Origin of the sequence: Vibrio sp. 10N.247.311.13, from assembly GCF_041467595.1 — a bacterium.
In the GTDB taxonomy this organism is placed as follows: Bacteria; Pseudomonadota; Gammaproteobacteria; order Enterobacterales; family Vibrionaceae; genus Vibrio; species Vibrio crassostreae_C.
Window position 1 is genome coordinate 24,695 of sequence record NZ_JBFSUX010000032.1, and the last position, 22,809, is coordinate 47,503.

Annotated in this window: 21 protein-coding genes; 10 read left to right on the top strand and 11 right to left on the bottom strand. The window is 44.8% G+C overall.

All coding sequences use genetic code 11. From position 1 onward, the window contains the following. Positions 1 to 6 precede the first annotated feature (6 nt). Together puuR and AB6E52_RS14080 are read right to left on the bottom strand one after the other, a co-directional pair. On the bottom strand, positions 7 to 564 hold the full coding sequence (gene puuR, locus AB6E52_RS14075; protein WP_017065011.1) for an HTH-type transcriptional regulator PuuR: 558 nt from the start codon (positions 562 to 564) through the stop codon (positions 7 to 9). 16 nt (positions 565 to 580) lie between these two features. Next, a complete protein-coding gene (locus AB6E52_RS14080) occupies positions 581 to 1,327 on the bottom strand; it encodes a gamma-glutamyl-gamma-aminobutyrate hydrolase family protein (RefSeq protein ID WP_017065012.1) in 747 nt (248 codons plus the stop codon). Positions 1,328 to 1,669: 342 nt separating this feature from the next. Between AB6E52_RS14080 and AB6E52_RS14085 the strand changes: the two genes are divergently transcribed. Both AB6E52_RS14085 and AB6E52_RS14090 read left to right on the top strand, forming a co-directional pair. After that, a complete protein-coding gene (locus AB6E52_RS14085) occupies positions 1,670 to 3,013 on the top strand; it encodes a glutamine synthetase family protein (RefSeq protein ID WP_017065013.1) in 1,344 nt (447 codons plus the stop codon). A gap of 17 nt (positions 3,014 to 3,030) precedes the next feature. Continuing rightward, the gene (locus AB6E52_RS14090) at positions 3,031 to 4,506 is read left to right on the top strand and encodes a Na+/H+ antiporter NhaC family protein (RefSeq protein WP_017067343.1); all 1,476 of its coding nucleotides are present in this window, start codon (positions 3,031 to 3,033) and stop codon (positions 4,504 to 4,506) included. Between the two features lie 109 nt (positions 4,507 to 4,615). Here the strand turns inward: AB6E52_RS14090 and AB6E52_RS14095 are convergent, their stop codons facing one another. The 5 genes from AB6E52_RS14095 to gcl form a co-directional block, all read right to left on the bottom strand. Further along, positions 4,616 to 5,230 (bottom strand): TetR/AcrR family transcriptional regulator, encoded by a 615-nt coding sequence (locus tag AB6E52_RS14095; RefSeq protein ID WP_102320840.1) that lies wholly within the window; start codon positions 5,228 to 5,230, stop codon positions 4,616 to 4,618. 163 nt (positions 5,231 to 5,393) lie between these two features. After that, entirely contained in the window at positions 5,394 to 6,704 is a 1,311-nt protein-coding gene (locus tag AB6E52_RS14100; protein ID WP_102320839.1) for a glycerate kinase, read from the bottom strand. Positions 6,705 to 6,956: 252 nt separating this feature from the next. Further along, entirely contained in the window at positions 6,957 to 7,853 is an 897-nt protein-coding gene (locus AB6E52_RS14105; RefSeq protein ID WP_102320838.1) for a 2-hydroxy-3-oxopropionate reductase, read from the bottom strand. 37 nt (positions 7,854 to 7,890) lie between these two features. After that, positions 7,891 to 8,667: a hydroxypyruvate isomerase gene (hyi, locus tag AB6E52_RS14110; protein ID WP_102320837.1), complete on the bottom strand. Its 777-nt coding sequence runs from the start codon at positions 8,665 to 8,667 to the stop codon at positions 7,891 to 7,893. 116 nt (positions 8,668 to 8,783) lie between these two features. After that, positions 8,784 to 10,556 carry a glyoxylate carboligase gene (gene gcl, locus AB6E52_RS14115; protein ID WP_102320836.1) on the bottom strand — a complete coding sequence of 591 codons (1,773 nt, stop codon included), beginning with the start codon at positions 10,554 to 10,556 and terminating at the stop codon, positions 8,784 to 8,786. Between the two features lie 313 nt (positions 10,557 to 10,869). Here gcl and aceB point away from each other — a divergent pair, with 313 nt between their 5' ends. Together aceB and AB6E52_RS14125 are read left to right on the top strand one after the other, a co-directional pair. Then, a complete protein-coding gene (gene aceB, locus AB6E52_RS14120) occupies positions 10,870 to 12,495 on the top strand; it encodes a malate synthase A (RefSeq protein ID WP_102320835.1) in 1,626 nt (541 codons plus the stop codon). A 101-nt stretch (positions 12,496 to 12,596) separates the two neighbouring features. Beyond that, positions 12,597 to 13,037, top strand: a complete 441-nt coding sequence (locus AB6E52_RS14125) for a heme-binding protein (protein WP_004732837.1) — start codon at positions 12,597 to 12,599, stop codon at positions 13,035 to 13,037. A gap of 99 nt (positions 13,038 to 13,136) precedes the next feature. Here AB6E52_RS14125 and AB6E52_RS14130 read toward each other — a convergent pair whose 3' ends face one another. Beyond that, complete coding sequence (locus AB6E52_RS14130; RefSeq protein WP_010432677.1) at positions 13,137 to 13,619, bottom strand: MarR family winged helix-turn-helix transcriptional regulator; 483 nt, start codon at positions 13,617 to 13,619, stop codon at positions 13,137 to 13,139. A gap of 124 nt (positions 13,620 to 13,743) precedes the next feature. Here AB6E52_RS14130 and AB6E52_RS14135 point away from each other — a divergent pair, with 124 nt between their 5' ends. From AB6E52_RS14135 to AB6E52_RS14155, 5 genes are all read left to right on the top strand, one after another. Continuing rightward, entirely contained in the window at positions 13,744 to 14,637 is an 894-nt protein-coding gene (locus AB6E52_RS14135; RefSeq protein WP_102320834.1) for a DMT family transporter, read from the top strand. 143 nt (positions 14,638 to 14,780) lie between these two features. Then, on the top strand, positions 14,781 to 15,704 hold the full coding sequence (locus AB6E52_RS14140; protein WP_017071978.1) for a LysR family transcriptional regulator: 924 nt from the start codon (positions 14,781 to 14,783) through the stop codon (positions 15,702 to 15,704). Between the two features lie 170 nt (positions 15,705 to 15,874). Continuing rightward, positions 15,875 to 16,921: a hypothetical protein gene (locus AB6E52_RS14145; RefSeq protein ID WP_241910595.1), complete on the top strand. Its 1,047-nt coding sequence runs from the start codon at positions 15,875 to 15,877 to the stop codon at positions 16,919 to 16,921. A gap of 73 nt (positions 16,922 to 16,994) precedes the next feature. Then, on the top strand, positions 16,995 to 17,648 hold the full coding sequence (locus AB6E52_RS14150; RefSeq protein WP_102320912.1) for a hypothetical protein: 654 nt from the start codon (positions 16,995 to 16,997) through the stop codon (positions 17,646 to 17,648). Positions 17,649 to 18,015: 367 nt separating this feature from the next. Beyond that, a complete protein-coding gene (locus tag AB6E52_RS14155; RefSeq protein ID WP_102320833.1) occupies positions 18,016 to 18,930 on the top strand; it encodes a DMT family transporter in 915 nt (304 codons plus the stop codon). Positions 18,931 to 19,038: 108 nt separating this feature from the next. On the opposite strand, the gene AB6E52_RS14160 is transcribed toward AB6E52_RS14155, so the two are convergent. Genes AB6E52_RS14160 through AB6E52_RS14170 form a run of 3 tightly spaced genes read right to left on the bottom strand, consistent with a single transcriptional unit; the run spans position 19,039 to position 21,654 of the window. Next, positions 19,039 to 20,220 carry an MFS transporter gene (locus AB6E52_RS14160; RefSeq protein WP_102320832.1) on the bottom strand — a complete coding sequence of 394 codons (1,182 nt, stop codon included), beginning with the start codon at positions 20,218 to 20,220 and terminating at the stop codon, positions 19,039 to 19,041. Next, positions 20,210 to 21,358, bottom strand: coding sequence for a phosphotransferase (locus AB6E52_RS14165; RefSeq protein ID WP_102320831.1), 1,149 nt, complete (start codon positions 21,356 to 21,358; stop codon positions 20,210 to 20,212). The genes AB6E52_RS14160 and AB6E52_RS14165 overlap by 11 nt, the downstream gene beginning before the upstream one ends. 11 nt (positions 21,359 to 21,369) lie before the next feature. Beyond that, positions 21,370 to 21,654, bottom strand: coding sequence for a GNAT family N-acetyltransferase (locus AB6E52_RS14170; RefSeq protein ID WP_004732803.1), 285 nt, complete (start codon positions 21,652 to 21,654; stop codon positions 21,370 to 21,372). A gap of 274 nt (positions 21,655 to 21,928) precedes the next feature. On the opposite strand from AB6E52_RS14170, the gene AB6E52_RS14175 reads away from it, so the two are divergent. Continuing rightward, the gene (locus AB6E52_RS14175; RefSeq protein WP_017065025.1) at positions 21,929 to 22,675 is read left to right on the top strand and encodes a flagellar brake protein; all 747 of its coding nucleotides are present in this window, start codon (positions 21,929 to 21,931) and stop codon (positions 22,673 to 22,675) included. The last annotated feature ends 134 nt before the right edge of the window (positions 22,676 to 22,809 follow it).

A 22,809-nucleotide genomic window follows, 5' to 3' on the forward strand; every position in this document is an offset into this window, starting at 1 on the left:
GCCCACTTAGAATGTGGTTGGCGTATGCGCGCTTATCATTCGACAAGCCTTGTCTGTGTGATTTGTGAACTTGTGCGGCTGCGTCGTATCAATAATGTACGATTCACCTTGTTTAAGGACAAAAGATTGCTCTTTGTATTCCAGAGTGATTTCGCCCTCTAAAATAGTGCCGATCTCTTCGCCTTCATGTTTAATTTCCGCCGCACCCGTTGTGCCGTGGGGGGCATACTCTTCAATCAAAAATCCAATTACCTGTTCTTTGCTGCCGTTGGTTACCAATTTCATTGAAACCGACTCACTGCCCATTTCAACCAACTCTTCAGGTGCAACGACAACCTTCACTTCATCGCTTTTGGGTTGTTCAAGTGTGAAAAACTCCGAAAGAGATAAAGAAAAAACATTCACTATTTTTTGCAACGAACTTACTGAAGGGCTTACCTTCGCATTCTCAATCGAAGAGATCGCGCTATGTGTAATACCTGCTCGTTCGGCTAATTCTCGTTGTGACAATCCATGTTCTTTTCTTAATCGAACAATATTTTTACCAATCTCTTGGTTGTCCATGTAGGTGGCTCCTAACTTATAGAGAGGCCGCCATCATAAATTCTTTAAACAAAATTTGAGAGAAATGATTCGTTTTTGCTTTCCATTCTGGGTGCCACTGCACGCCAACAAAGAATTTTTGCCCTGGAAGACTAAACGCTTCCACTAAACCATCCGGTGCTTTAGCTTCCACAGTCAGTTGGGGAGCTAATTGGTCAACCCCTTGGTTATGAAGAGTATTAACCTCAAAAAAGATAGTGTTTTCCCAATGATTTTCAGTCAGCCATTTCTCAAACAAACTTTGTTTTTGCACCAACACCGCGTGTGATGGAGCGTACTTTTCCTCAAAGTCTTCGACCTCACTCTCTCTATGGTCGTTGAAACCTGAATCATGAACTGCTGGGTTCAGTGAGCCTCCCAGAGCAACATTCATCTCTTGAAATCCACGGCAAACACCAAAACACGGAATGTCTTTGTCTATCGCTTGACGAATCAAAGTAAAGGAAAGCTCATCTCGAGCTTCATCTTTCTTAGACTCTTCATGAGTGCCGTTGTAATGATGTGGTGCCACATTTGAGTGACTCCCCGGAAATAAAAAACCGTCGCAGATGTTAAGAAGACGCTCAACGTCTTCACTTGCCATATCCGGAGCCAATATCAGTGGCAATCCACCAAAGTCTTTCACAGCCGTGAGGTAAAAATTATTCACTGCCTGTATTTGATAGCCACCCAATTCTTTAGCGCAACTAACAATTCCAATAATGGGTTTGCTTGTTCTAGACATGTTACTTCCGTGCTCGATTTATTTAACACTTACACTACAAATCATGTACAAAATTATCAACACCGATGTTCGATATTATGACCAAAGCGTGACCAAACCCACCTTTTTGGTCAAAAAAACGACTAATTTTGGACATTATATTGAGCAAAACACAATCAACTGTTACAAAATAGTTAACAGAAACATCTTTCAATAAAATTGTAAATTTCAAAGTAATCAACGCAAGCTTATGTATTAAAAGGAAATAACCTTTAAAACTAGACTTTAGTCTAATTAGTACAATTGACTTGTTTCTTTTTTATTACTTTTAATTTACCAAATAGAGGCTAGTTGGAGAACACAATGGAATCGTATCTACAGGAAGTTAAAAATTTTCGACAAAAATGGCCCAACATCGAGTTTGTTGATCTGATTTTTACCGACATCAATGCCACACCAAGAGGCAAGCGCATCCCAGTAAGTGCACTACACAAGCTGCATAAAGGAGTAGCTCTTCCCCTCTCGACAATTACTTTAGATACCAAAGGTAATGTGGTTGAAACAGCAGGGTTAGGTGAAGAATTGGGAGAACCAGACAACATGTGTTTCCCAATTGCGGATACATTGATGCCTACCGCTAAAGAGCAAGTGGGCCAAATAATGTTGAGTATGATGGATGAGTCAGCCCACACCCCAAACCCGCTCTTTATTCGTAATATCGTCAGTGAAATTCTCGAAAAGTTACACACCAAAGATCAACATCCATGTGTTGCCTTAGAGCTAGAGTTTTACTTAATAGACAGGAAGCGGGGTGAGATGGGAGCACTACAAACAGCCATCAACCCAAACAAAAAATCACGAGAAAAAGATACCGAAGTCTATGACTTAGATGGTTTGGATGATTACGCAGACTTTTTGGCCGATCTTAACAAAGTCGCTCAAGAACAAGGGTTAAATACTTCGGGGGCACTATCTGAATCCGCCCCAGGACAATTCGAAATTAACTTCAACCACTCTAAAGATGTACTACGAGTGTGTGATGAAATCATCATCGTCAAACGCCTAATTCGTCAAATTGCTAATCAACATGATTTCGATGCTACCTTCATGGCTAAGCCATTTAGTGAGCAAGCTGGTAACGGTATGCACATCCACCTTAGCTTGGTGGATTCCAACGACAATAATCACTTCAGCCAACAAGATGGTGAACCCAGTAATCTCTTTTATCAAACCATGGCCGCGATGCTTGCTCAAACATCCGATTCCATGGCCTTGATTTGCCCTAACGTTAACTCTTACCGCCGCTTTGTTCCAGGAGCTTACGTGCCAACGAAAGCAGACTGGGGCGAGAACCATCGTGGTGTCGCACTGCGTGTTCCTATCAGCGACAGCAACAATCGCCGAATTGAACACCGCATTGCGGGAGCTGACGTTAACCCTTACATTCTCGCTGCAGTAGTACTATCCGCAGTATTAGCGAGTGAAAACTATACCAAAGACCAATGTCCTAACTCCCTCAGTGATGATGCAATAGACTTACCTCTGCGTATGTCTGAAGCTCTCGATCAGCTAGAACGCAGTGAGCTGACCCCGTACATCTCCAAAGAGTTTGTCGATCTATATTTAGCTTGTAAACGAAGTGAACTGGCAGAGTTTGAACGCGCCATCACTCCATTAGAAATCGACTGGATGTTGCACTCAGCATAAACAAAGGAACTACACGTATGACTACGCAAACTAAGGCGTTGGACGCGCCGCTGAAGATCAACAGTCAACACATCATGGTATCTCTATTGGTTGTCGCGACTTTCATTTTCTTCACATCAATTGGATTGAACCACCAAGAAGGAGAGGCCTATGGATGGATGAGCCTTCTCCCTACCGCACTTGTTTTGGTATTCGCCCTAACTACACACCGCACCGTAGAGGCGCTTTTTAGTGGTACCATCGCTGGTGTACTACTACTCAATCCTGCGCAAGCCGTTGAGCAAATTGTCGGCATATCGATGGATGTAATGATGAACGAAACCATTGCATGGATCGTTCTAGTTTGCGGACTGATGGGGGGATTAATCGCAATTCTCGAAAAAGGCGGCAGTATTTTAAGCTTTTCAGATATGTTGGTCACAAAGGTTAAGAGCCGTAAACAATCTATGCTGATGACCTTTTTCCTCGGCATCATGATCTTTATTGATGACTATCTGAACGCGATCGCTATCTCATCATCGATGAAGAAGATTACTGACGGATACAACATCTCCCGTGAAAAACTATCTTATCTAGTCGATTCCACCGCTGCGCCGATTTGTATTCTGGTGCCAATATCAACATGGGCTATTTTCTTTAGCTCACTGCTTGAAGCGAATGGAGTGGCTGAAGCTGGTGAGGGTATCAAAGCATATATTGAAGCGATTCCATACATGGCTTATGGCTGGGTTACGCTGATAATCGTCCTTCTCGTTGCGTTAGAAAAGATGCCGGATTTAGGCGCAATGAAGCAGGCTGAGGAACGAGCGAAGAAAGGTCAAGTACGTCCTGACGGTGCAACAGACATCGACTTTGGCGCAGATATTACAGCGCACACCAACCCAACGATGGGATTAATCAACTTCCTATTGCCTATGGTGGTGTTAGTTGGTGCAAGCTGGTACTTCGGTATTGATCTATTAGCAGGCGTATTTGTCGCAATTATCTTTACTATCTGCTTCTATGGTGTTCAACGTCTAATCTCAATGAATGATATGTTTGAAGCTGTCTACGACGGAATCAAAGTTATGCTGCTGCCATTGGCAACGGTGATTGGTGGATTCATGCTGAAGTCTGTGAATGATTCTCTAGGAGTGACACAATATGTCATCGAGACAGTAAGCCCTTATCTATCGGCGTCTTACTTCCCAGCAATTATCTTTATGATCACCGGTGCATTGGTGTTTGCTACCGCATCTTCTTGGGGAACTTTTGCAGTTGCTATGCCAATCGTATTGCCTCTAGGCGAACAACTTGGCGTACCTCTACATTTAACTATTGCGGCTCTGCTTTCGGCATCAGCAGCGGGCAGTCACTCATGTTTCTTTAGTGACTCAACGGTATTGTCAGCTCAAGGTTCCGGGTGTACCTCAATGCAACACGCAACCACTCAATTCCCCTACGCATTGATAGGTATTGTCGCAACAGCTCTCTTCTTCTTGTTAGTTGGCTAAGCCTCATACAGCTAAAATACAAGCGTAAAAAATGCCTTATTCTACGATAAGGCATTTCAATTTCCTGAAGAGCAAGCTTAAAGCAACTCTCAGCAAGACTCTCCAGCTTTCAAGTGCTCCCTTTCACACCACAGCCTTTAATCACTAGCTGAGTGATGAACTCAGCGGCATCGGCATAGTCTTTATCATCGAGCTGTTCTTTCTGCATCACGCTGCAAATCTGCCAGCCAAAATCGGCGTAGGTTTGAGTTGCCGCCCAGATGGTAAACATCAGGTGATGAGCGGGAACATCGTCCATTAGGCCCTGCGCCGACCATGTCGAGAACTTATCAAGAATCATCTGGGATTGCTTATACAGCTCGTCACCAATCTCTTTCGGCAATACTTTAGCGCCAGACATCACTTCATTGGCAAATACCTTAGAAGCATGTGGATGGTCGCGAGAAATGATCAGCTTGGTTTGAATATATTGAGACAAGGCTTCAACAGGATCGCTCAACTCTTCAATCGGACGAGACGCTTCTAGTAAAGGCTGAGTGACGGTTTCAAGCACAGCGTTGTAGAGCTTATCTTTTGAGCTGAAATAGTAGAAGACGTTGGGTTTGGGAATGTCGGCCGCTTTTGCGATATCAGCCATTTTTGTTGCGGCATAACCATGAGTGGCGAATTGTTCACACGCGACTTCGATGATTAAATCTTGATTCTTTTGTCTGATCCTAGACATATTGCATCCTTTACAGCTCGTTACTAAAATCATAGTAATCAACGTGCTTCATTAGTCCAGAAGATAATCTCAGAACTCAAGGTCACCGCATTGATAACAATAAAATGGCCGCTCTATTTGTTAAGAAGCGACCATTCCATACCGTGTTTTTGAACTGTTCAAGTTAAAGAATCAATATCGCGCGGAAGTCATTCACATTGGTCAGCGTTGGCCCCGTGGTTAGAAGCACATCGACTTGCTTGAAAAAATCGTAGCTGTTGTTGGCATCGAGATAGTCTTGCGCTTTAAGCGACAGGCTCGAACCTAGTTGCCATGTTTGAGGCGCGATCCATGCTCCCGCATTGTCTTCAACACCATCAATCCCGTCGGTATCAGCAGCCAATGCAAATATGTTGTCTTGGCCTTTAAGCTCGTTATACAAGCTCAACAAGAACTCACAGTTACGCCCACCGCGACCATTCCCTTTAACGGTTACCGTGGTTTCCCCGCCGGAAAGTATCACGCAAGGCGTCTCAAATGGGTGCTTGTTATTAGCCACTTGTTTGGCTAGCGCAGCATGCACCTTCGCGACATCTCGCGCTTCTCCCTCTATGCAATCACTCAACACATAAGCGGGAATACCCAAGCCTTCAGCTTCTGCAGCAGCGGATTCCAATGCCGACATTGGTGTCGCGATAATATGGTGCTCCGCGTTCTTCCAACATACGTCATCTGGTTTAACCGTCTCTGACTCTGGATTATTTAGCCATTCAAATGCCGAGCATGGTGTTTCTATTTGATAACGTTCTAAAATGGCCATCGCATCAAAACGCGTGGTGGTGTCGGGTACGGTTGGGCCCGATGCAATCACACTAATGTCATCGCCCGGCACATCAGAAATCGCCAGTGACACAACCCTTGCAGGATACGCCGCTTTAGCAAGTCGACCGCCTTTTATCGAAGATAGATGTTTGCGAACACAGTTCATCTCATCAATGGCGGCGCCTGATTTAAGCAACGCTTTATTGATTTGTTGCTTCTCTGCCAAGCTGATGTCGCCACCGGGCAGACTTAGCAAAGCAGAACCACCGCCTGACAGTAGGCAAATAACCGTGTCGTCAGCGCTCAAGCCACTCACCAATTGCAGCATACGTTGGCTCACTTCTAAGCCCATCGCATCTGGCACGGGGTGCGCAGCTTCAATCACTTCGATATGTTCGCAAGGGGCGGTGTGCTCATAACGAGTCACCACCAAGCCTTCAAGGTCACGCAGTGCAAGGTCTTGTTGTTTCTTTGCCTGCCAAACCGCTTCCAGCTCGGCGGCCATCGACGCGGCTGCTTTACCTGCTCCTATAACGACAGTACGCCCGGCTTGATTAGCAGAGCGATAAAAAATGTCTTGAGGAAGAAAAGGTTCGATGTGATTTTTAGCTAGCGCCTGATTAACAGCACTTGAGAAAAGGGTTTGTAGAAACTGCTTAGCATCAATGTCCATCAGCCACTCCTTAGTTGACGGAGAAAAAAAGAACCCCGATACAAGGCCAAAGGGTGCCTGCTAAGATCAAGTTGGAAAGGAACAACTTCAACCTCTGCCTCGTATCAGGAACGCGTATAAAAGGAGACGAAACTACGCGATTTATAAACAAACTGTTTGAAACTGTTGGGCTACGAATCGATAGCAGCCCTAATTAATTAACGGATAATCGGTTGATTGACTAACCACTAAACGAACAAACCGTTAACTAGATTAACGAATCGAGTGATCAGAACGTTTCTCAATCGCTTGAATAAGCGCAGAGTGGTCCCAACCTTCACCGCCCATTTCGGCACACTCGCCAAACAGCTCTTGTGCATTTGCCGTGTTCGGTAGCGCAACCCCTAGCTCCTGTGCGCCCGTTAGCGCAAGATTTAAGTCTTTTTGGTGAAGTGAGATTCTAAAGCCAGGGTCGAATGTGCCTTCAACCATACGCTCACCGTGCACTTCCAATATCTTAGAGTTAGCAAAGCCACCTAATAAAGCCTGACGTACTCGCGCTGGATCAGCGCCTGCTTTCGAAGCAAAGACTAACGCCTCAGACACGGCTTCGATATTCAGAGCAACAATGATCTGGTTCGCCACCTTACAGGTTTGACCCGCACCGTTGTCGCCCACCAGCGTAATATTCTTACCCATGATTTCAAATAGCGGACGTGCTTTGTCAAAGGCGTCTTGCTCACCACCAACCATGATAGTCAGCGCTGCATTAATAGCGCCTACTTCGCCACCTGATACCGGTGCATCAAGGTATGAAGCACCACCTTCATTGATTCGCGCTGCAATTGCTTTGGTCGCGATTGGCGAGATTGAACTCATATCGATAACCAGTTTTCCAGCAGCGCCACCTGCGGTGAGGCCTTGCTCGACGCCACTGTCACCAAACAGGACGTCTTCTACTTGAGGTGTATTCGGCACCATTAAGATAATGATATCTGCTGCTTCAGCCGCTTCCGCTGGTGAATGACAGACCGTTGCGCCCGCTGCCACAAGATCGGCAGGTGCTGCATTAAAGTGATCCGACAGAATCAAATCGTGACCTGCTTTTTGAAGGTTACTCGCCATAGGTTTACCCATGATGCCAGTTCCGATAAATGCAATTTTAGACATGTTGTTCTCCTTAACGTTTGAGGGTTACCAGACGTAATTAACGGTACTGGTGCAACCAACCAAGGCCTTCTGTCGTTGTCGTTTTAGGTTTGTATTCGCAGCCAACCCAGCCTTGATAGCCAAGCTCATCAAGATAATTGAGCACGAATGGGTAATTGATTTCTCCGGTACCCGGTTCGTGTCGGCCTGGATTATCCGCCAGTTGCACGTGTGCGATTTGGCCAATGTTTTGTTGCATGGTCGGCGTAAGATCGCCTTCCATAATTTGCATGTGATAAATATCGTATTGGATAGAAAGGTTATCGCTCCCTACCTCTTTGATGATCGCTTTGGCTTGCTCAGTCGTGTTCAAGAAGAAGCCCGGAATATCACGGGTATTGATCGCTTCAATCACTAAGCTAATGCCTTCTGCTGCTAGCGCGTTCGCCGCGTAATGCAGGTTAATCACAAAAGCCGATTGCGCGTCTTGTTGGGTCACACCTTGCGGGACAATCCCGGCTAAGCAATTCACTTGAGTACAACCGAGCGCTTTTGCGTAAGCGATGGCTTTAGGTACACCCGCTTGAAACTCTTCAACTCGTGCTGGGTCGACCGCGATACCACGGTCGCCAGCGTCCCAATCACCCGCGGGCAAATTGAATAGCACTTGCTCTAGGTTATTAGCGTCGAGCTTTGCTTTGAGTGCCTGAGCATCAAAGGCGTAAGGGAAAAGATATTCCACACCTTGAAAGCCCGCTTCTGCGGCAGCTTCAAAGCGATCCATAAAATCAACTTCCGTGAATAACATTGACAAGTTTGCTGCAAATTTTGCCATGACTCTGTCCTTATTCTTTATCTGTAAAAATCTGGTTACTTGTAGTAAAGCCTCGCTCTATTGGAGACTTTCCGTAGAGCTAAACCTCAACTCTACGGATACACATTACTTAATGATTACTTGTACGCCAGCGCCGTTGGAGCATCGCCGCGGCTTTCGGCAAGTGGCTCAAATTCGTTGATCGCGTTGATCTCTACGCCCATCGCAATATTGGTCACTCGCTCAAGAATCAGCTCAACAACAACCGGTACTTTATGCTTATTCATCAACTCTTTGGCTTGTTCAAACGCAGCGGCAATTTGCTCTGGTTCACGAGCTCGAATCGCCTTACAGCCTAAACCTTCAACAACCGCGACATGGTCAACACCGTAGCCTTCAAGCTCTGGCGCATTCTGGTTATCAAACGCCAGTTGTACACAATAATCGATATCAAATTGACGCTGTGCTTGGCGAATCAAACCTAGATACGAGTTGTTCACCAACACATGAATGTATGGCAGGTTGAATTGAGCACCTACTGCCAGTTCTTCGATCATAAATTGGAAATCATAATCACCAGAGATAGCAACAATATCGCGATCTGGATCGGCCGCTCGTACACCCAATGCGGCTGGTGTTGTCCAACCCAATGGTCCAGCTTGACCACAGTTGATCCAGTTACGCGGCTTATAAACATGCAGGAACTGAGCGGCAGCGATTTGCGACAAACCAATGGTGCTCACATAACAAGTGTCACGACCAAATGCCTTGTTCATCTCTTCATAAACACGCATAGGCTTCATTGGCGCTTCATCGAAATTGGTTTTACGCAGCATGGTCGATTTGCGTTCCTGACACTCACTTGCCCAAGCATTTCGGTTCGGCAGCTTGCCAGCGTCACGCCACTCTTGCGCCACTTCAACCATTAGCTCTAGCGCAGCTTTCGCATCAGAGACTATGCCTAAATCCGGACAGAACACGCGGCCGATTTGGGTTGGTTCAATATCAACGTGAACAAACTTACGACCTTCGGTGTAAACATCGACAGAGCCGGTATGACGGTTGGCCCAACGGTTACCGACACCAAACACGAAATCAGAGTTGAGCATGGTTTCGTTACCGTAACGGTGAGAAGTCTGTAGCCCCACCATACCCGCCATTAAGTCATGGTCATCTGGGATAGAGCCCCAGCCCATCAAGGTTGGGATCACTGGCACACCGGTGATTTCGGCGAACTGTTGTAGCAATTCGGACGCGCCAGCGTTAATCACGCCACCACCCGATACAATCAGCGGTTTTTCTGATTGAGACATCATGGTTAATGCTTTCTCAACCTGCGCGCGAGTTGCTTGCGGTTTGTAAGGTTCTAGCGGTTCATAGGTATCGATATCAAACTCAATCTCAGCCAACTGAACATCAATCGGTAGATCTATCAGGATTGGCCCCGGACGACCCGAACGCATCAAATGAAAGGCTTTTTGGAATGCCCGTGGCACTTGTGCAGGTTCCAGCACCGTGGTTGCCCATTTAGTGACTGGTTTAGCGATCGATTCAATGTCGACCGCTTGGAAATCTTCTTTATGAAGACGTGCTCGTGGCGCTTGGCCTGTGATACATATAATTGGGATCGAATCTGCAGACGCAGAATAAAGACCCGTGATCATGTCCGTTCCCGCAGGGCCAGAGGTACCAATACACACACCTATATTGCCTTGATTAGTACGCGTGTACCCTTCGGCCATATGGGATGCACCCTCTACGTGACGAGCTAAGACGTGGTCGATTCCTCCGAGCTTTTTCATAGCCGCATACATAGGGTTTATTGCTGCGCCGGGAACACCAAATGCGATGTCTACACCTTCACGTTTAAGCACTTCTACCGCTGCTTCAATCGCTTTCATAATTGCCATTCGAACCTCCAGTTCAGATTGTATACAATTAAACTAACTTTTGTGTACTATGAACCATCCTAGCTATTTATCAACCCCAGAATGAAACAATTTTGTTACATCAACCCATCACATTAAGTACGCACTCATCCTGAAAAGCTTACAATTCATTGCTTTACATAAAATATCTTTACGTAAAAATAAATTACAAAAAGATTAAATGATAAATAAATGTTAAATACCGTTTGCTTGTTTACAATTTCTACAATATAAATATCCTTAAAAAGAGCATTTTGTATACAAAGTTACATCGTATTGTTCAAAGGAGACAACAATGATGAATGACGTAAAAGAGAGAGAAGAAGTACAGTGTATGCAGGTACTCGGGAATATGGACAACTCCGAGTACAAAGAGATCTTGTCTAAAGATGCATTAAAGTTCTTAGAAGCCCTTGTTAATAAGTTTGGAGATCGCCGTCATACCCTGCTAAATGACCGCGACATAAAACAAGCTCAATATGACAACGGCGAGTTACCCAATTTCAGAAAGGACACCATCTCCATTCGTCAGAATAAAGAGTGGAAGGTAGCAACACCGCCACCAGAGCTACTGGATCGCCGCGTAGAGATCACCGGCCCTATCGAAAGAAAAATGGTGATCAACGCGCTAAACTCAGGCGCGAAAGTCTTCATGTGTTGTTTTGAAGATGCGTCTTCCCCGACTTGGGCCAATATGGTCGAAGGGCAAATCAACCTAAGAGACGCCAACCTTGGCACCATTAGCTACTTCGATGAGAAGAAGCAGAAGCGTTACCAATTAAACGACGATCCTGCACTGCTGATCGCACGCCCACGAGGGATCCACCTTCCTGAGCAATCCATCCAATTCAACAATCAGCCTATCGGCGGTTGCTTGATGGACTTCGCTTTGTACTTTTTCCATAACTATCAGTCACGTGCAAAACAAGGCTTAGGGGTTTACTACTACATTCCCAAGCTTGAGAGCATGGAAGAAGCACAATGGTGGGACGATATTTTCAGCTTCACCGAAAACTATTTCCACGTACCCAAAGGCACCATTCGTGCGACGGTTTTGATCGAAACGCTACCAGCCGTGTTCCAGATGGAAGAGATCTTGTATGCAATGCGCGATCATATCGTAGCGATGAACTGCGGTCGCTGGGATTACATCTTCAGCTACATCAAAACGCTGAAGAACCATAAAGACCGCATCCTGCCAGATCGTCACGGGATCGGCATGGATCAAGAATTCCTCAACGCCTATAGCCAATTGTTGGTGCGCACTTGTCATGCTCGCGGTGCACTGGCGATGGGTGGTATGTCGGCCTTTATTCCAGCAAAAGATCCGCAAGAAATGGCGCGTGTGACTGCCAAAGTAATTGAAGACAAACAGAGAGAATCTCAGAACGGACACGATGGCACTTGGGTCGCGCACCCTGCACTGGTTGATTTAGCGATGTCGATATTCGATAAGCACCTTGATGGCAAAGTAAACCAAATGGATTTCCAAAGCCCAGAGCATGTGATCAATGCAGATTCGTTACTAAAACCTTGCGAAGGCAGCCGCGACGAAGCGGGTGTGCGTAAGAATATACGCATCGCGCTTTATTACATCGAAGCTTGGATTCAAGGCTACGGCTGTGTACCTATCTACGGCCTTATGGAAGATGCGGCGACCGCTGAGATCTCGAGAGCCAATATTTGGCAATGGATCCACCACGGCGTCACGCTTGATGACGGCCAAACCTTTACCAAACAACTGTTCCACTCTTGGCTTTACCAGGAGTTAGACACGATAAAACATGAAGTCGGAGACTCGCGCTATTCAGCAGGTCGATTTGAAGAGACAGCTGATCTTTTCTATCAACTTTCTACAGCCGAAGAGTTCGCCGCCTTCCTAACTTTACCCAGCTATGGGCTGTTACAAGAGTCCAGTTAGGACTCTTGTACCGAGATGAATCAGTCGATGATATTCACAACAAGAGTAATGATTGGCTGACTTAGCTTGGTACACAGCCCCTTGAAAAACTAGGAGATAACATGGGAAGTTTGACTCTACAACAAGCGTTAACCATCATTGATGGCACCTTACAAGCAGGAAACAAGATCCACACAGAACCTTTGACGGTCGCCGTCTTAGACAGCGGTGGCAAGCTGATTTCTCTGCAACGTCAAGACGGCTCTAGCATGATGCGACCAGACATCGCGATTGCTAAAGCGTGGGGAGCACTCGCACTGGGTTGTTCCTCTAGAAAACTCGCCCAAGATGCTGATAATCGACCAGCATTTATCTCCGCCGTAAACGTACTCGCACACGGAAACATGGTGCCAGTGCCAGGGGGCCTACTGATTCGAGATAAGGATAAAACGGTACTTGGTGCGATTGGGGTCAGCGGTGACATCTCAGACATCGACGAAAGTTGCGCCATCAACGGCATTGGTTGTGCAGAACTGTTCAGTGACGAGATGCTGCAAGCTTAACTCGCGAATTCGCTGTACTTGAAGTTCTTAAACAAGCACAAAAAAACCGAAGCGATTAAGCTTCGGTTTTTTATTGAATCTAAAGGAAGATCAGAAAAACTACTCGTACGCACTCAACCATGTTTTCAGCAGCTGGTTAGTATTTTTCTTCTGGCTCGCAGACAGAGATTTCACAAGCTTCTTCTGCGTTTCAACATGCTCAGTCATCATTTGGTCAATAAGAATAAGACCATCTTTTGTTAACTGAACACTCACGCTGCGTCTGTCTTCTTTACTGTGCTCACGACTGATCAGCCCTTTCGCTTCTAGCTTATCAAGGCGATTGGTCATCGCGCCTGATGTCAGCATCATCGAGCCGATCAATTCTGACGGAGTCAGTCGGTAAGGCTTTCCAGAACGTCGCAACGTCGCCAGCACATCAAACTCACCCAGCTTCATGTCGTATTTTTTATGAAGCTCGGCAACTTGCGTCTCCATATACTTGGCAATACGCATAATCCGGCCCATCATTGCCATAGGCTCAGTTTCTAATTCGGGCTTTTCCTTTGCCCATTGCTCTACAACGCGGTCGATAGCATCCATTTGCAATCTAGCTCCGTGATTAGTCTTGTTTACTTCAAACTAGTTTAACATAAAGATACTTTACAACCACTAGTTCTCAGTATACAGTTCACACAATAGTTATCTTAACGTAAAGATATTTTAAATGAACATATTATTAGCAATGATCCCCGCGTTCTTTTGGGGAACAACCTATGCAGTGACGCAATTTACGCTACAGGAGTGGCCACCATTATTATTAGGTGCTTTGCGTGCGTTACCTGCTGGTTTGTTATTGCTAGCAGTAAAGCCGACACTGCCTAAAAACGGCGAGTGGCAGATCATTTTCACATTGGGTCTTATCAATATTGCGACCTTCTTTGGCCTGATCTTCGTGATGGCACTAACGCTGCCTTCAGCGATTTCTGGCGTGGGTATGATCTCTGTGCCTGTGTTCGCGATGATCTTCCATTGGGTAGTGAAAAAGCAGCGCCCGCATCTGATTCAAGCCCTTTCGGGTATTGGCTTGATCACCTTAGCGTGGATACTGTTTAACCCAAGCCAAATTGCTCTGAACCCAATCGGTTTAGGCGCAATGTTTGCCGCAATAATGTGTATTGTCATCGGCAGCAGCATTACCAAGTCACTGGGTAACCGCATGCACTGGTGGAAGGTATTAACATGGCAACTGATTCTGGGCGGTACGATTTTGTCTGTCGCGTCTGGCGTTCATGCATTCATCGATCCGCAGCCTTATATTAACGCTGTCACTCATTTCGATACTCGTAATGCTATGGGACTCGTATGGGTTATTGGGCTAAACACAGCGCTGGGTTACGGCATGTATGTGTGGTTGCTACAGCGTATGTCGGTGGTTGATTTCACCTTCGGTGGCATCGCAAACCCAGTAGCTGGCATCGTGACCGGTATGGTGTTGATGGGTGAATCATTCACTGCAGTACAATACTCACTAATGACCGGCATGATAGTGATGTCACTGCTACCACAACTTATCCTTGCGGTAAGACAAACCAAACAAGTTAAGCCTGTTACGCAATAGAATTTACATATAGTAACGACCTACACAAAAACCCGCCAAGTGCGGGTTTTATTTTACCGACTTCACATCTATATAATATATCTATTTGTTCTCTAACGACGCACACCTTATTATGAATTCAATCATCAATTCAGGCGTTCGATATGGCAAAAGATCTCTTCTCCAACTTAGACTTAAATCTTCTTCGCACTTTTATCATCTTGCATCAAGAACGAAACATGCGAAAAGCAGCTGAACGTCTCTTTGTATCTCAACCAGCGGTCAGTAAAGCCCTACAAAGGCTGCGTGACCATTTTGACGATGAACTGTTTGTAAAAACACACCATGGCTTGCGCGCGACTGATCACGCGACAATGTTAGCGGAAAGCATTTCACCAATCTTGGATGATCTTTCTTCAGCACTCAATAATAGTAATGAATTCAACCCTAGTGAACTACGCGGGCCCCTCAAGTTAGCGTTATCTCCTTTCCTCCTTAGCTCACTATCAAGTAAGTTATTCAAAGCAATTCGCTCTCAAGCTCCGCATGTTCAAGTTCAGCTATTAAGCTGGTCTAAAACAACGATGGCTGACATCATTAATGATGAGGTGCTGATTGGTTTCAATTATGAAATTAACCACGCCCCCAAGGAGCTCTTACAACAACCGATAGCCCAAGACAGTTTTAAAGGTTACTTGAGAGAAGGCCATCCTTATCAGAAAGATTTTATTGAAATCAAAGATGGCGTTAAGTTTGAGCTAGCTACAATTATTGCGATAGATTGGAACTCTCATCAAACACTTGCAGAAAAAATAATGAAAATCAAAGGACTAGAAGCAAGAATAGGCTTCCGTTCAGAGCTGCCATCAGCGGTTATTGATGTAGTACAAAACTCCGACATGATGTTCCCTGCCTCGAAATTTTTAGGCATAGAGAAGAAAACCTCCTTACGGGCCATCGACATCTTATTTGACAACAAGGATATCAACCCTATCGTGTGTGCATACTTTCACCACAAACATCGTAACAGTCCTACAACTCTATGGCTTAAGAAGATATTGGATAACCTTCTCAATAATAACCAGTAGTTATCACCCTCTTTACTCTGTTTCATTAATAACTAATCGTTAAGGCCTCTATTCTTTTAAGGAATTAGAGGCTTTTTTATTCAGTCCATATACTTCTCTCATCGGCTAGGAACGCCACATAACACTGCAAGAAGCAAACCTTGTTCCTATACAATATTTGAGAGTAAACAATGAAACTAAAACTATTAAGTACCCTTATCGCAGCCTCTTTCCTAGCTGGTTGTTCTTCTTCTGGTTCAAGTGACAACGGTGGCGGTATTGATCCACAAGACGGTATTGCAGATGTTACATATTTCCAAGGCGAAAACGTAGAAGTTGCTCGTATCAATGGCGATGAAGGTGAACATAATTCGTTAATTGTACGTGGCGCTGACGGAAAAAGTTACGTTCTAATTAACGGACAAGCGTACACAGTAGAAAATAACATTGTAAGTGATGCAGAAGGACAAAAAGTTGGTGATGTTCAAAGTAAAAATGGTGAGCTAATCTTTGTAGGTACACACGGTGGTACATTTGTAATCAGTGTAGAAGACGGGCGCTTAATAGCTTCTGATGTACATGGTCCTATCGATCCTGACTATGGACTTCCTGTTACACCTTCAAACCCGATTTATGTAGAGCCATCTAATCCTATAGAAGACGCTACACCATCAAACCCTATCGAAGGAATCCCCAATAACGAGCTACCTGGCTTTAAAGATAAATTAGGTGACATCTTCACCACAGAAGTAATTATCGATACAAAGATCCTAACTGCTTACGACATTAAGAATGACGAAAATGGGAACTGGCATCAAGTTGTTGTGCGTCGCGATGTAGACGGTAATCTGCTTTATGTTGAAATTGGTGGGACAATATTCAATCACAAGTTCGACGGTAGTAACATTGAAGGTATCGTAAACAAGATCCAAGATAAACTAAAAGATACCTACGAAATCCGAGTCGAAACCGATAGTAAGTATCTGACTGTTTTAAATATTACTAACAACAATAATAATAACTGGCACCAAGTAGCAATCGTTCGTAACCAAGACGATTCTATCCGGTACATTGAAGTTGGCGGTTCAGTTATCAATAATAAATTTGATGGCTCCAACATAGACCGTGACAACCAAGATGTTACAAAAGCAGAGCTGAAACAAAAAATTCAATCTCTTTCTCAAGAGCAACGTCAGCAAATTAAACAAGCAGTAAAAGACCGCGCTAGTCGTAGCTAATAAAAAATAATAAAGATAAAAGCAAAGGAGCCGCTTATTAGCGGCTCCTTTTTATTTGAGAGTTGAGAACACGATGAAACGACTATTGATCACTTTATTGATGCCCTTTGCCATATATGCAAACGACCATCAATTACAAACATTAAGCTACCACGAGCCAAGTTTAAGTTTTCAAACAGCCAAAGCCGGAGACAGCTGGATAGGTACAGTCTCTGGTGTCATTCAAGCAACTGAAGAAATCAACATCAGTGCAGAAATTGACTCGGAAGGTTACCTAGAAATAGGGACGGGTTACGGCTTGATGTTGGGTAACTTTTACACTGAAGCTTTCGTGAGTTATGGCCGAGCAGACCTGATCGATATCTACGATATAGGCTTATTTGGTGGTACTGCAATCACGAACAATATTATCGTATTTGCGAACACATCGCATGAATGGCGCGATGTTTCTTTATCCCTCATAGATATGACAGATAGGGAATGGAAGAACACGGTTGGTACCAGTTACTCTCCCACACAGTTTATGAACTTTTCTTATTCATTCAGCCATGATCGTCAATTAACGGGTTCAAAAGGCTATTACAACAGCCAAGACGTTACTTTTACCCTAAAGCCCAAATGGGTGGAACCGTATGTGAAATATACATTCGGTCAAAAGCGCGTTAGTCCAAGTGACCGTACCCGTTCTGATGGCATCGTCGAGTTAGGCTTCAACCTACGTTTTTAGTTTACCGTTTCGTGTGGTAGCTCTCACCCCTTTATAGTCTGATTCAATAAAGGGGCTTTTTGCCTCGTACTAAGTCTTTAGTACCAATCAAGAATAAAACAATCACCTTAAATAATCTTCTCACTTCGGCCTCAATTTCAACCTTCTATCTCCCACCAACCCCTCACAAAGAACAATGACTTTACTTTAACTATCTAAAGCGAATTTATTTTCTATAAAATAATCATACTAGAAATTTAATTTCCACAAAAAACTCAAATTAGAGATAAAAAGACAAAACTTTTCTCCGACTACCTTTCTATACTGTGCCACGTCATTAAGGCGCTACAAGCCTATGATTTAAAATAATTATTAATGAGTAGTCACCATGAATTCGAAGTCGCTAACTATTTTGCTTTTTGTCTCTGTTTGCTTAATTTGGGGAACCACTTGGTTCGCTATGGAAGTAGCATTGCATTCTATCCCACCTATTTTTGCTACTGCGTTGCGCTTTTTACTTGCAGCACCTCTGCTTGCAGTATTGGCGAAAGTCTTCAACCAACCACTGCTGTTCCCTAAAGGTAAGCGCCAATGGCTGCTTATTGTTGCGTTGATGTATTTCGCGATTCCGTTTACGTTGATGATCTATGGCGAGCAATACATCTCTTCAGGTTTAGCGTCGATCATCTTCGCCAACATGCCTGTGGCTGTGATGTTGATGTCTGGCTTATTCTTAGGTCTACGACTAGCGAAGCACCAGATATTCGGGTTGATCGCTGCTGTTGTGAGCCTATGTCTAATCCTTGGTAATGAAATGCAGATGGGTGGCGATGACTACCTAATTGGCACGGTTTGCTTAGGCCTTGCTGTTGCGATTCACGCAGTGATGTATGTGCTGGTTCAAAAGCACTGCAAAGGTATTGAAGTACTGACCTACAACGCCGTACCAAGCTTAATTGCAGCTCTATTCTTATTTGCTGTATCAGCTATAGGTGAAAACGTGAATATTGAATCTTTCACTTGGGACTCAATCTTTGCTGTGGTTTACCTAGGCTTTGTGGCGAGTGTTGGCGGCATTGTGGCTTACTTTAAATTAGGTCAGGTTTCGCCCCCTTTCCAAGCGTCTATCTGCTTCCTAATCTTCCCAGTGGTTGCGCTGCTGATCTCTTGCTACATCAATGGTGAGGTTCTATCTGAACAGTCACTTGTAATGATGATTCCTCTACTTTGCGGCATCTTACTGACCAAAGCACCAAAGGGAATCTTCAAGCTGCGTACCGAATTAAAAACCGTAAGAAACTGATCCGCGTGAAACCTATTTTGCGGATTAGATATACATATCCCACATAAACAAAAAGCTCCAATATCACTATTGGAGCTTTTTGCTTATTTCATAATATCGAGACCAACATTAACGCCAGCTAAACATTCGCACTTCGTTGCCCTCTTCAGGTTTCTTCGGAATGTTTAAAGATAGCGCTAGAGAAACCACGGCCATCACTGCACCAATATAGAAAACCGTTGCAGGAGAAGACAACCAAATCACACCAAACACCACTGGAATAACGACCGCTGCAATATGATTGATGGTGAAAGAGACACCAGCAGTTGATGCCATGTCTGCCGGGTCTGCGATTTTCTGGAAGTAAGTTTTGATCGCCAGCGCCAATGCAAAGAACAGGTGATCGATCACGTAAAGTGCCGCCGCCCATTCCGCACTTTGCACCAAACCATAACCGACAAACACACCAATCAAGCCAACATACTCGAAGATCAACGCTTTACGCTCGCCAACCACACCGATAAATCGACCAATGCGCTTCGCAAACAAGAAGTTAAATAGGTAATTAACCAAGAACAACAATGTGACGTCGGCAGCCGAGTAACCAAACTTCTCTACCATCAAGAAGCCTGCAAACACAGTGAAGATTTGTCTTCTCGCACCGCTCATAAACGTTAGCGCGTAGTAGAGCCAGTAACGCTTTCGCAGCACCAACTTCTTATTCTGTGGCGTTTTGGTCTGAAACTCAGGGAAGCCAAAGGTCATCACCAAAACCAGAATAAAACCAATGCCGCCAGTAATGCCGTACACCCAAGCAAAGTCGAGCTTCAGCTGTTCTAGCATCACCCAGATAGATCCGTAAGTGATTAAGGATGCCAACGCGCCAACGGAGATCATTTTACCCAGCATCTCGGGCGCTTCTTCTTTACTCAACCATTGCAGTGACAGAGACTGCTTCAGCGTTTCAAAATAGTGAAAACCCGTCGACATCAAAACCGTAGTCAGCAACAATCCAGTGAGTGAAGGGAATAAACCGGTTATCGCCGTGCCTACAGTGAGCATCGCCAGCGATATCAACATGAAGCGTTGCTCACGAATGAATGCCAACACAAACACTACGGTAAATGCTAAGAAACCCGGGATCTCACGCACACTTTGCAGCAAGCCAATATCCGCACCATCAAAGTTCGCCTTCTCAATCACGAAGTTATTAAGTAAAGCCATCCAGCTCGAAAACGCGATCGGTACAACAATCGAAATCAGTAATAAAAAGTTTTGCGGCGTTTTCCAGCTCGCGGTTCTATCGAACATTGACGGACTCCTGTTCGTCTAATTGAGTGAGCACTCGTAAGGTCAACTGCTCAGTATAAGGGTTAATCTTCCAATGCTCTGGGCTCCAGCCTTTTACGAAACGTTGGAAATCGGCCCACGCCACGTAAAACATTGGCCGCCATGCTGCTTCTACCTCATCAAATGAAAGGTGTGGCTGATAGTACGCCAATGCCTCTTTCAAGTAGTGGAAGTAAGCATCTAGTACTTCTGATTCAAGCTCTGCGCAATCTTGTGGCCTAATCGCGCTGCTCATGAACAAGGCGACGTCTTTCATCGCACAGCCGTAACCCACATATTGGAAATCGACCGCAGCTGCTCGCTCGCTTTCAGAATCAAAACAAAAATTGGCGAGCTTGGCATCGCCATGTACCAAGGTTTGATATGGAGATTCTTTTAGTAAACGGTCGATGTGCTTGGCTTGGTTCTTCAATGGTAAATCAGCCAAGGCATTGAGCTCATCAGGACGTGTATCTAGATGCCAATAAGTACCGACTTGCCACAATGATGACAACTGCTCTTGATTGATATTGATGTGCTTTACGTGAAAGTTAGCGAGCCATTTAAGGCAAGCATTACGTTGTTTTTGCTCTTCTCGTGTGTAACTAGATACCTGATAGTCAGAAGCTGCAAGTACATCAAACTGAGAGGTTAACGGAAAACCTATATCCGCTAAGTCTTGCATCACTATCAGCCACTCATTCTCTTCTAGTTCACATTGCAGCCCAACAGGTACAGGGCAGCGCTCGTCCCATTGTTGGGTGAATGACTGATACCAAGCTGTTTCCACTTGGTAAGAGTGTACCTTTCGTTGGTGAGAGAGTTTGGTATTCCAACCCTTTGGGTGTTCAGCTTTATCTGGCAACGCGACATGTTTAACAATCACACTCTTGAGTTCCGCACTGCTTTCTTGAGAAAAGACTAAGCGAACTAACTCGCCATATCCACCCCATAGGCGTTGAATCACTTGGACATCAAACCCTTCATGACAACCCAGCGAGGTCGCTATTTTTTGATAAAGCTCATTTTGATAAAACTCTTGTTGATAAAGCTCTGGCTGATTTTGACTTGAACCCGCTTCAGGTTGAGCTCGATTATTCGACGATATTGATTGAGACATATTACTCGTTGTTATGCTTTATCGGATAGAAGGTGTGACCACTGTGGCTGCCTATTCATGTAGTGAACCACATAGCTACAAACCGGCACAATTTTGAAGCCCGCTTGTTCAATTTCAGGCAATACCGACTCCATCATCACCTTCCCAAAGCCCTTGCCTTGCAGTTCATCAGGAATGCGTGTCGACGTGATATGTAGTACATCTCCGTCCTTTTGATACTTAACGACCGCGAACTGGTTGGGTTCTAACTCTACCGTGATCTGGTTCACTTCTTGATCCCATTTTACTGCCTGCATTCTCAACTCCTGCAAATAATTGATACGACAAACAATAAAAGTTTGAAGTATGAGTTCCTTGTAATAGACTAGCGCAAGTGCATATAAATAAAACTAAGTACTTACAAACACAGCAAATAATTCAGTGCAATCGGCTTAATATAAAATCAGCAATGATAAAAGGCACTCTATAAATCTATGTGAGTACGTCCACTAAATCTAGCACGTAATAACCCCTTGTTAGCAAGTTACCAATATAACTAACAGACGCATGTTGGCGCATGGAGAACATATAATGAACGCACCCCTGAAGAAGCCTTTGGAGCATAATCAGGCACTTCAAGACCCTCGTAATCGCACCGTTTCCACTATCAATAGCACTGATGCACTGGCCATGATTGAGCACGGCAGTGAGCTGACATTAAATGTCTCGACTCCCGTTGGCACGAAGTTTCTCGCCACCACCAAGTTTATCGGAACGCACAGTGATAACTGTATTGTGGTTGAGGTTCCCGAGGTATCCAATGAAGATCTGAACTTTTTCTTTCAAGAAGGTTTTTGGATGACCGCTCGTGCGTATTCTCTACGAGGTGAAGGCGCGCTTATCCACTTTAGAAGCCAAATTCACCATAAGATTGGTGAACCCTTCCCTATTCTAGTGCTGTCTACACCAAGCACGATGCAAGTGACACAGCTACGTAAAGAAACACGCTATGAAGTGAATCTGGCTTCAAGAATCATCTTCAACGACCAGCGAGCAAACTGTGAGATAAGAGACTTATCGAAAAGTGGTTGTCGTTTCGTTACCTCACCAACCTCTCGTGCGATTCAGATTGCCGATCGCGTGTCTATTGAGATAACCCCTGAGAACTACAACGGACCACTGATTCCGCCATTGCGAGGCATCGTCTGCAATCTACAGAAATCGACACACTACGCTCGATACGGTGTGGAATTTGATGATATTGGTCGAGCTAACGCTAAACACTTGTTGGCAAAATTGAAGTTCGATGGCACCAAGCTCTGCTTGCGAAACGGTTAACACCATTTAACACGCAACTTTTACCGAATACCGTAAGCTGACCAAATACAAATAGCTCACTGGCAAACTAAACCTCAACCAATCGAGTAGGAGGAGGCCTCACGGCCTCCGTCCTCTCACACCACCGTACAAGC

Bases quoted from the DNA above. Each gene is read 5' to 3' on its own strand.
- puuR (WP_017065011.1), bottom strand. From the start codon at position 564: ATGGACAACCAAGAGATTGGTAAAAATATTGTTCGATTAAGAAAAGAA.
- AB6E52_RS14080 (WP_017065012.1), bottom strand. From the start codon at position 1,327: ATGTCTAGAACAAGCAAACCCATTATTGGAATTGTTAGTTGCGCTAAA.
- AB6E52_RS14085 (WP_017065013.1), top strand. From the start codon at position 1,670: ATGGAATCGTATCTACAGGAAGTTAAAAATTTTCGACAAAAATGGCCC.
- AB6E52_RS14090 (WP_017067343.1), top strand. From the start codon at position 3,031: ATGACTACGCAAACTAAGGCGTTGGACGCGCCGCTGAAGATCAACAGT.
- AB6E52_RS14095 (WP_102320840.1), bottom strand. From the start codon at position 5,230: ATGTCTAGGATCAGACAAAAGAATCAAGATTTAATCATCGAAGTCGCG.
- AB6E52_RS14100 (WP_102320839.1), bottom strand. From the start codon at position 6,704: ATGGACATTGATGCTAAGCAGTTTCTACAAACCCTTTTCTCAAGTGCT.
- AB6E52_RS14105 (WP_102320838.1), bottom strand. From the start codon at position 7,853: ATGTCTAAAATTGCATTTATCGGAACTGGCATCATGGGTAAACCTATG.
- hyi (WP_102320837.1), bottom strand. From the start codon at position 8,667: ATGGCAAAATTTGCAGCAAACTTGTCAATGTTATTCACGGAAGTTGAT.
- gcl (WP_102320836.1), bottom strand. From the start codon at position 10,556: ATGGCAATTATGAAAGCGATTGAAGCAGCGGTAGAAGTGCTTAAACGT.
- aceB (WP_102320835.1), top strand. From the start codon at position 10,870: ATGATGAATGACGTAAAAGAGAGAGAAGAAGTACAGTGTATGCAGGTA.
- AB6E52_RS14125 (WP_004732837.1), top strand. From the start codon at position 12,597: ATGGGAAGTTTGACTCTACAACAAGCGTTAACCATCATTGATGGCACC.
- AB6E52_RS14130 (WP_010432677.1), bottom strand. From the start codon at position 13,619: ATGGATGCTATCGACCGCGTTGTAGAGCAATGGGCAAAGGAAAAGCCC.
- AB6E52_RS14135 (WP_102320834.1), top strand. From the start codon at position 13,744: ATGAACATATTATTAGCAATGATCCCCGCGTTCTTTTGGGGAACAACC.
- AB6E52_RS14140 (WP_017071978.1), top strand. From the start codon at position 14,781: ATGGCAAAAGATCTCTTCTCCAACTTAGACTTAAATCTTCTTCGCACT.
- AB6E52_RS14145 (WP_241910595.1), top strand. From the start codon at position 15,875: ATGAAACTAAAACTATTAAGTACCCTTATCGCAGCCTCTTTCCTAGCT.
- AB6E52_RS14150 (WP_102320912.1), top strand. From the start codon at position 16,995: ATGAAACGACTATTGATCACTTTATTGATGCCCTTTGCCATATATGCA.
- AB6E52_RS14155 (WP_102320833.1), top strand. From the start codon at position 18,016: ATGAATTCGAAGTCGCTAACTATTTTGCTTTTTGTCTCTGTTTGCTTA.
- AB6E52_RS14160 (WP_102320832.1), bottom strand. From the start codon at position 20,220: ATGTTCGATAGAACCGCGAGCTGGAAAACGCCGCAAAACTTTTTATTA.
- AB6E52_RS14165 (WP_102320831.1), bottom strand. From the start codon at position 21,358: ATGTCTCAATCAATATCGTCGAATAATCGAGCTCAACCTGAAGCGGGT.
- AB6E52_RS14170 (WP_004732803.1), bottom strand. From the start codon at position 21,654: ATGCAGGCAGTAAAATGGGATCAAGAAGTGAACCAGATCACGGTAGAG.
- AB6E52_RS14175 (WP_017065025.1), top strand. From the start codon at position 21,929: ATGAACGCACCCCTGAAGAAGCCTTTGGAGCATAATCAGGCACTTCAA.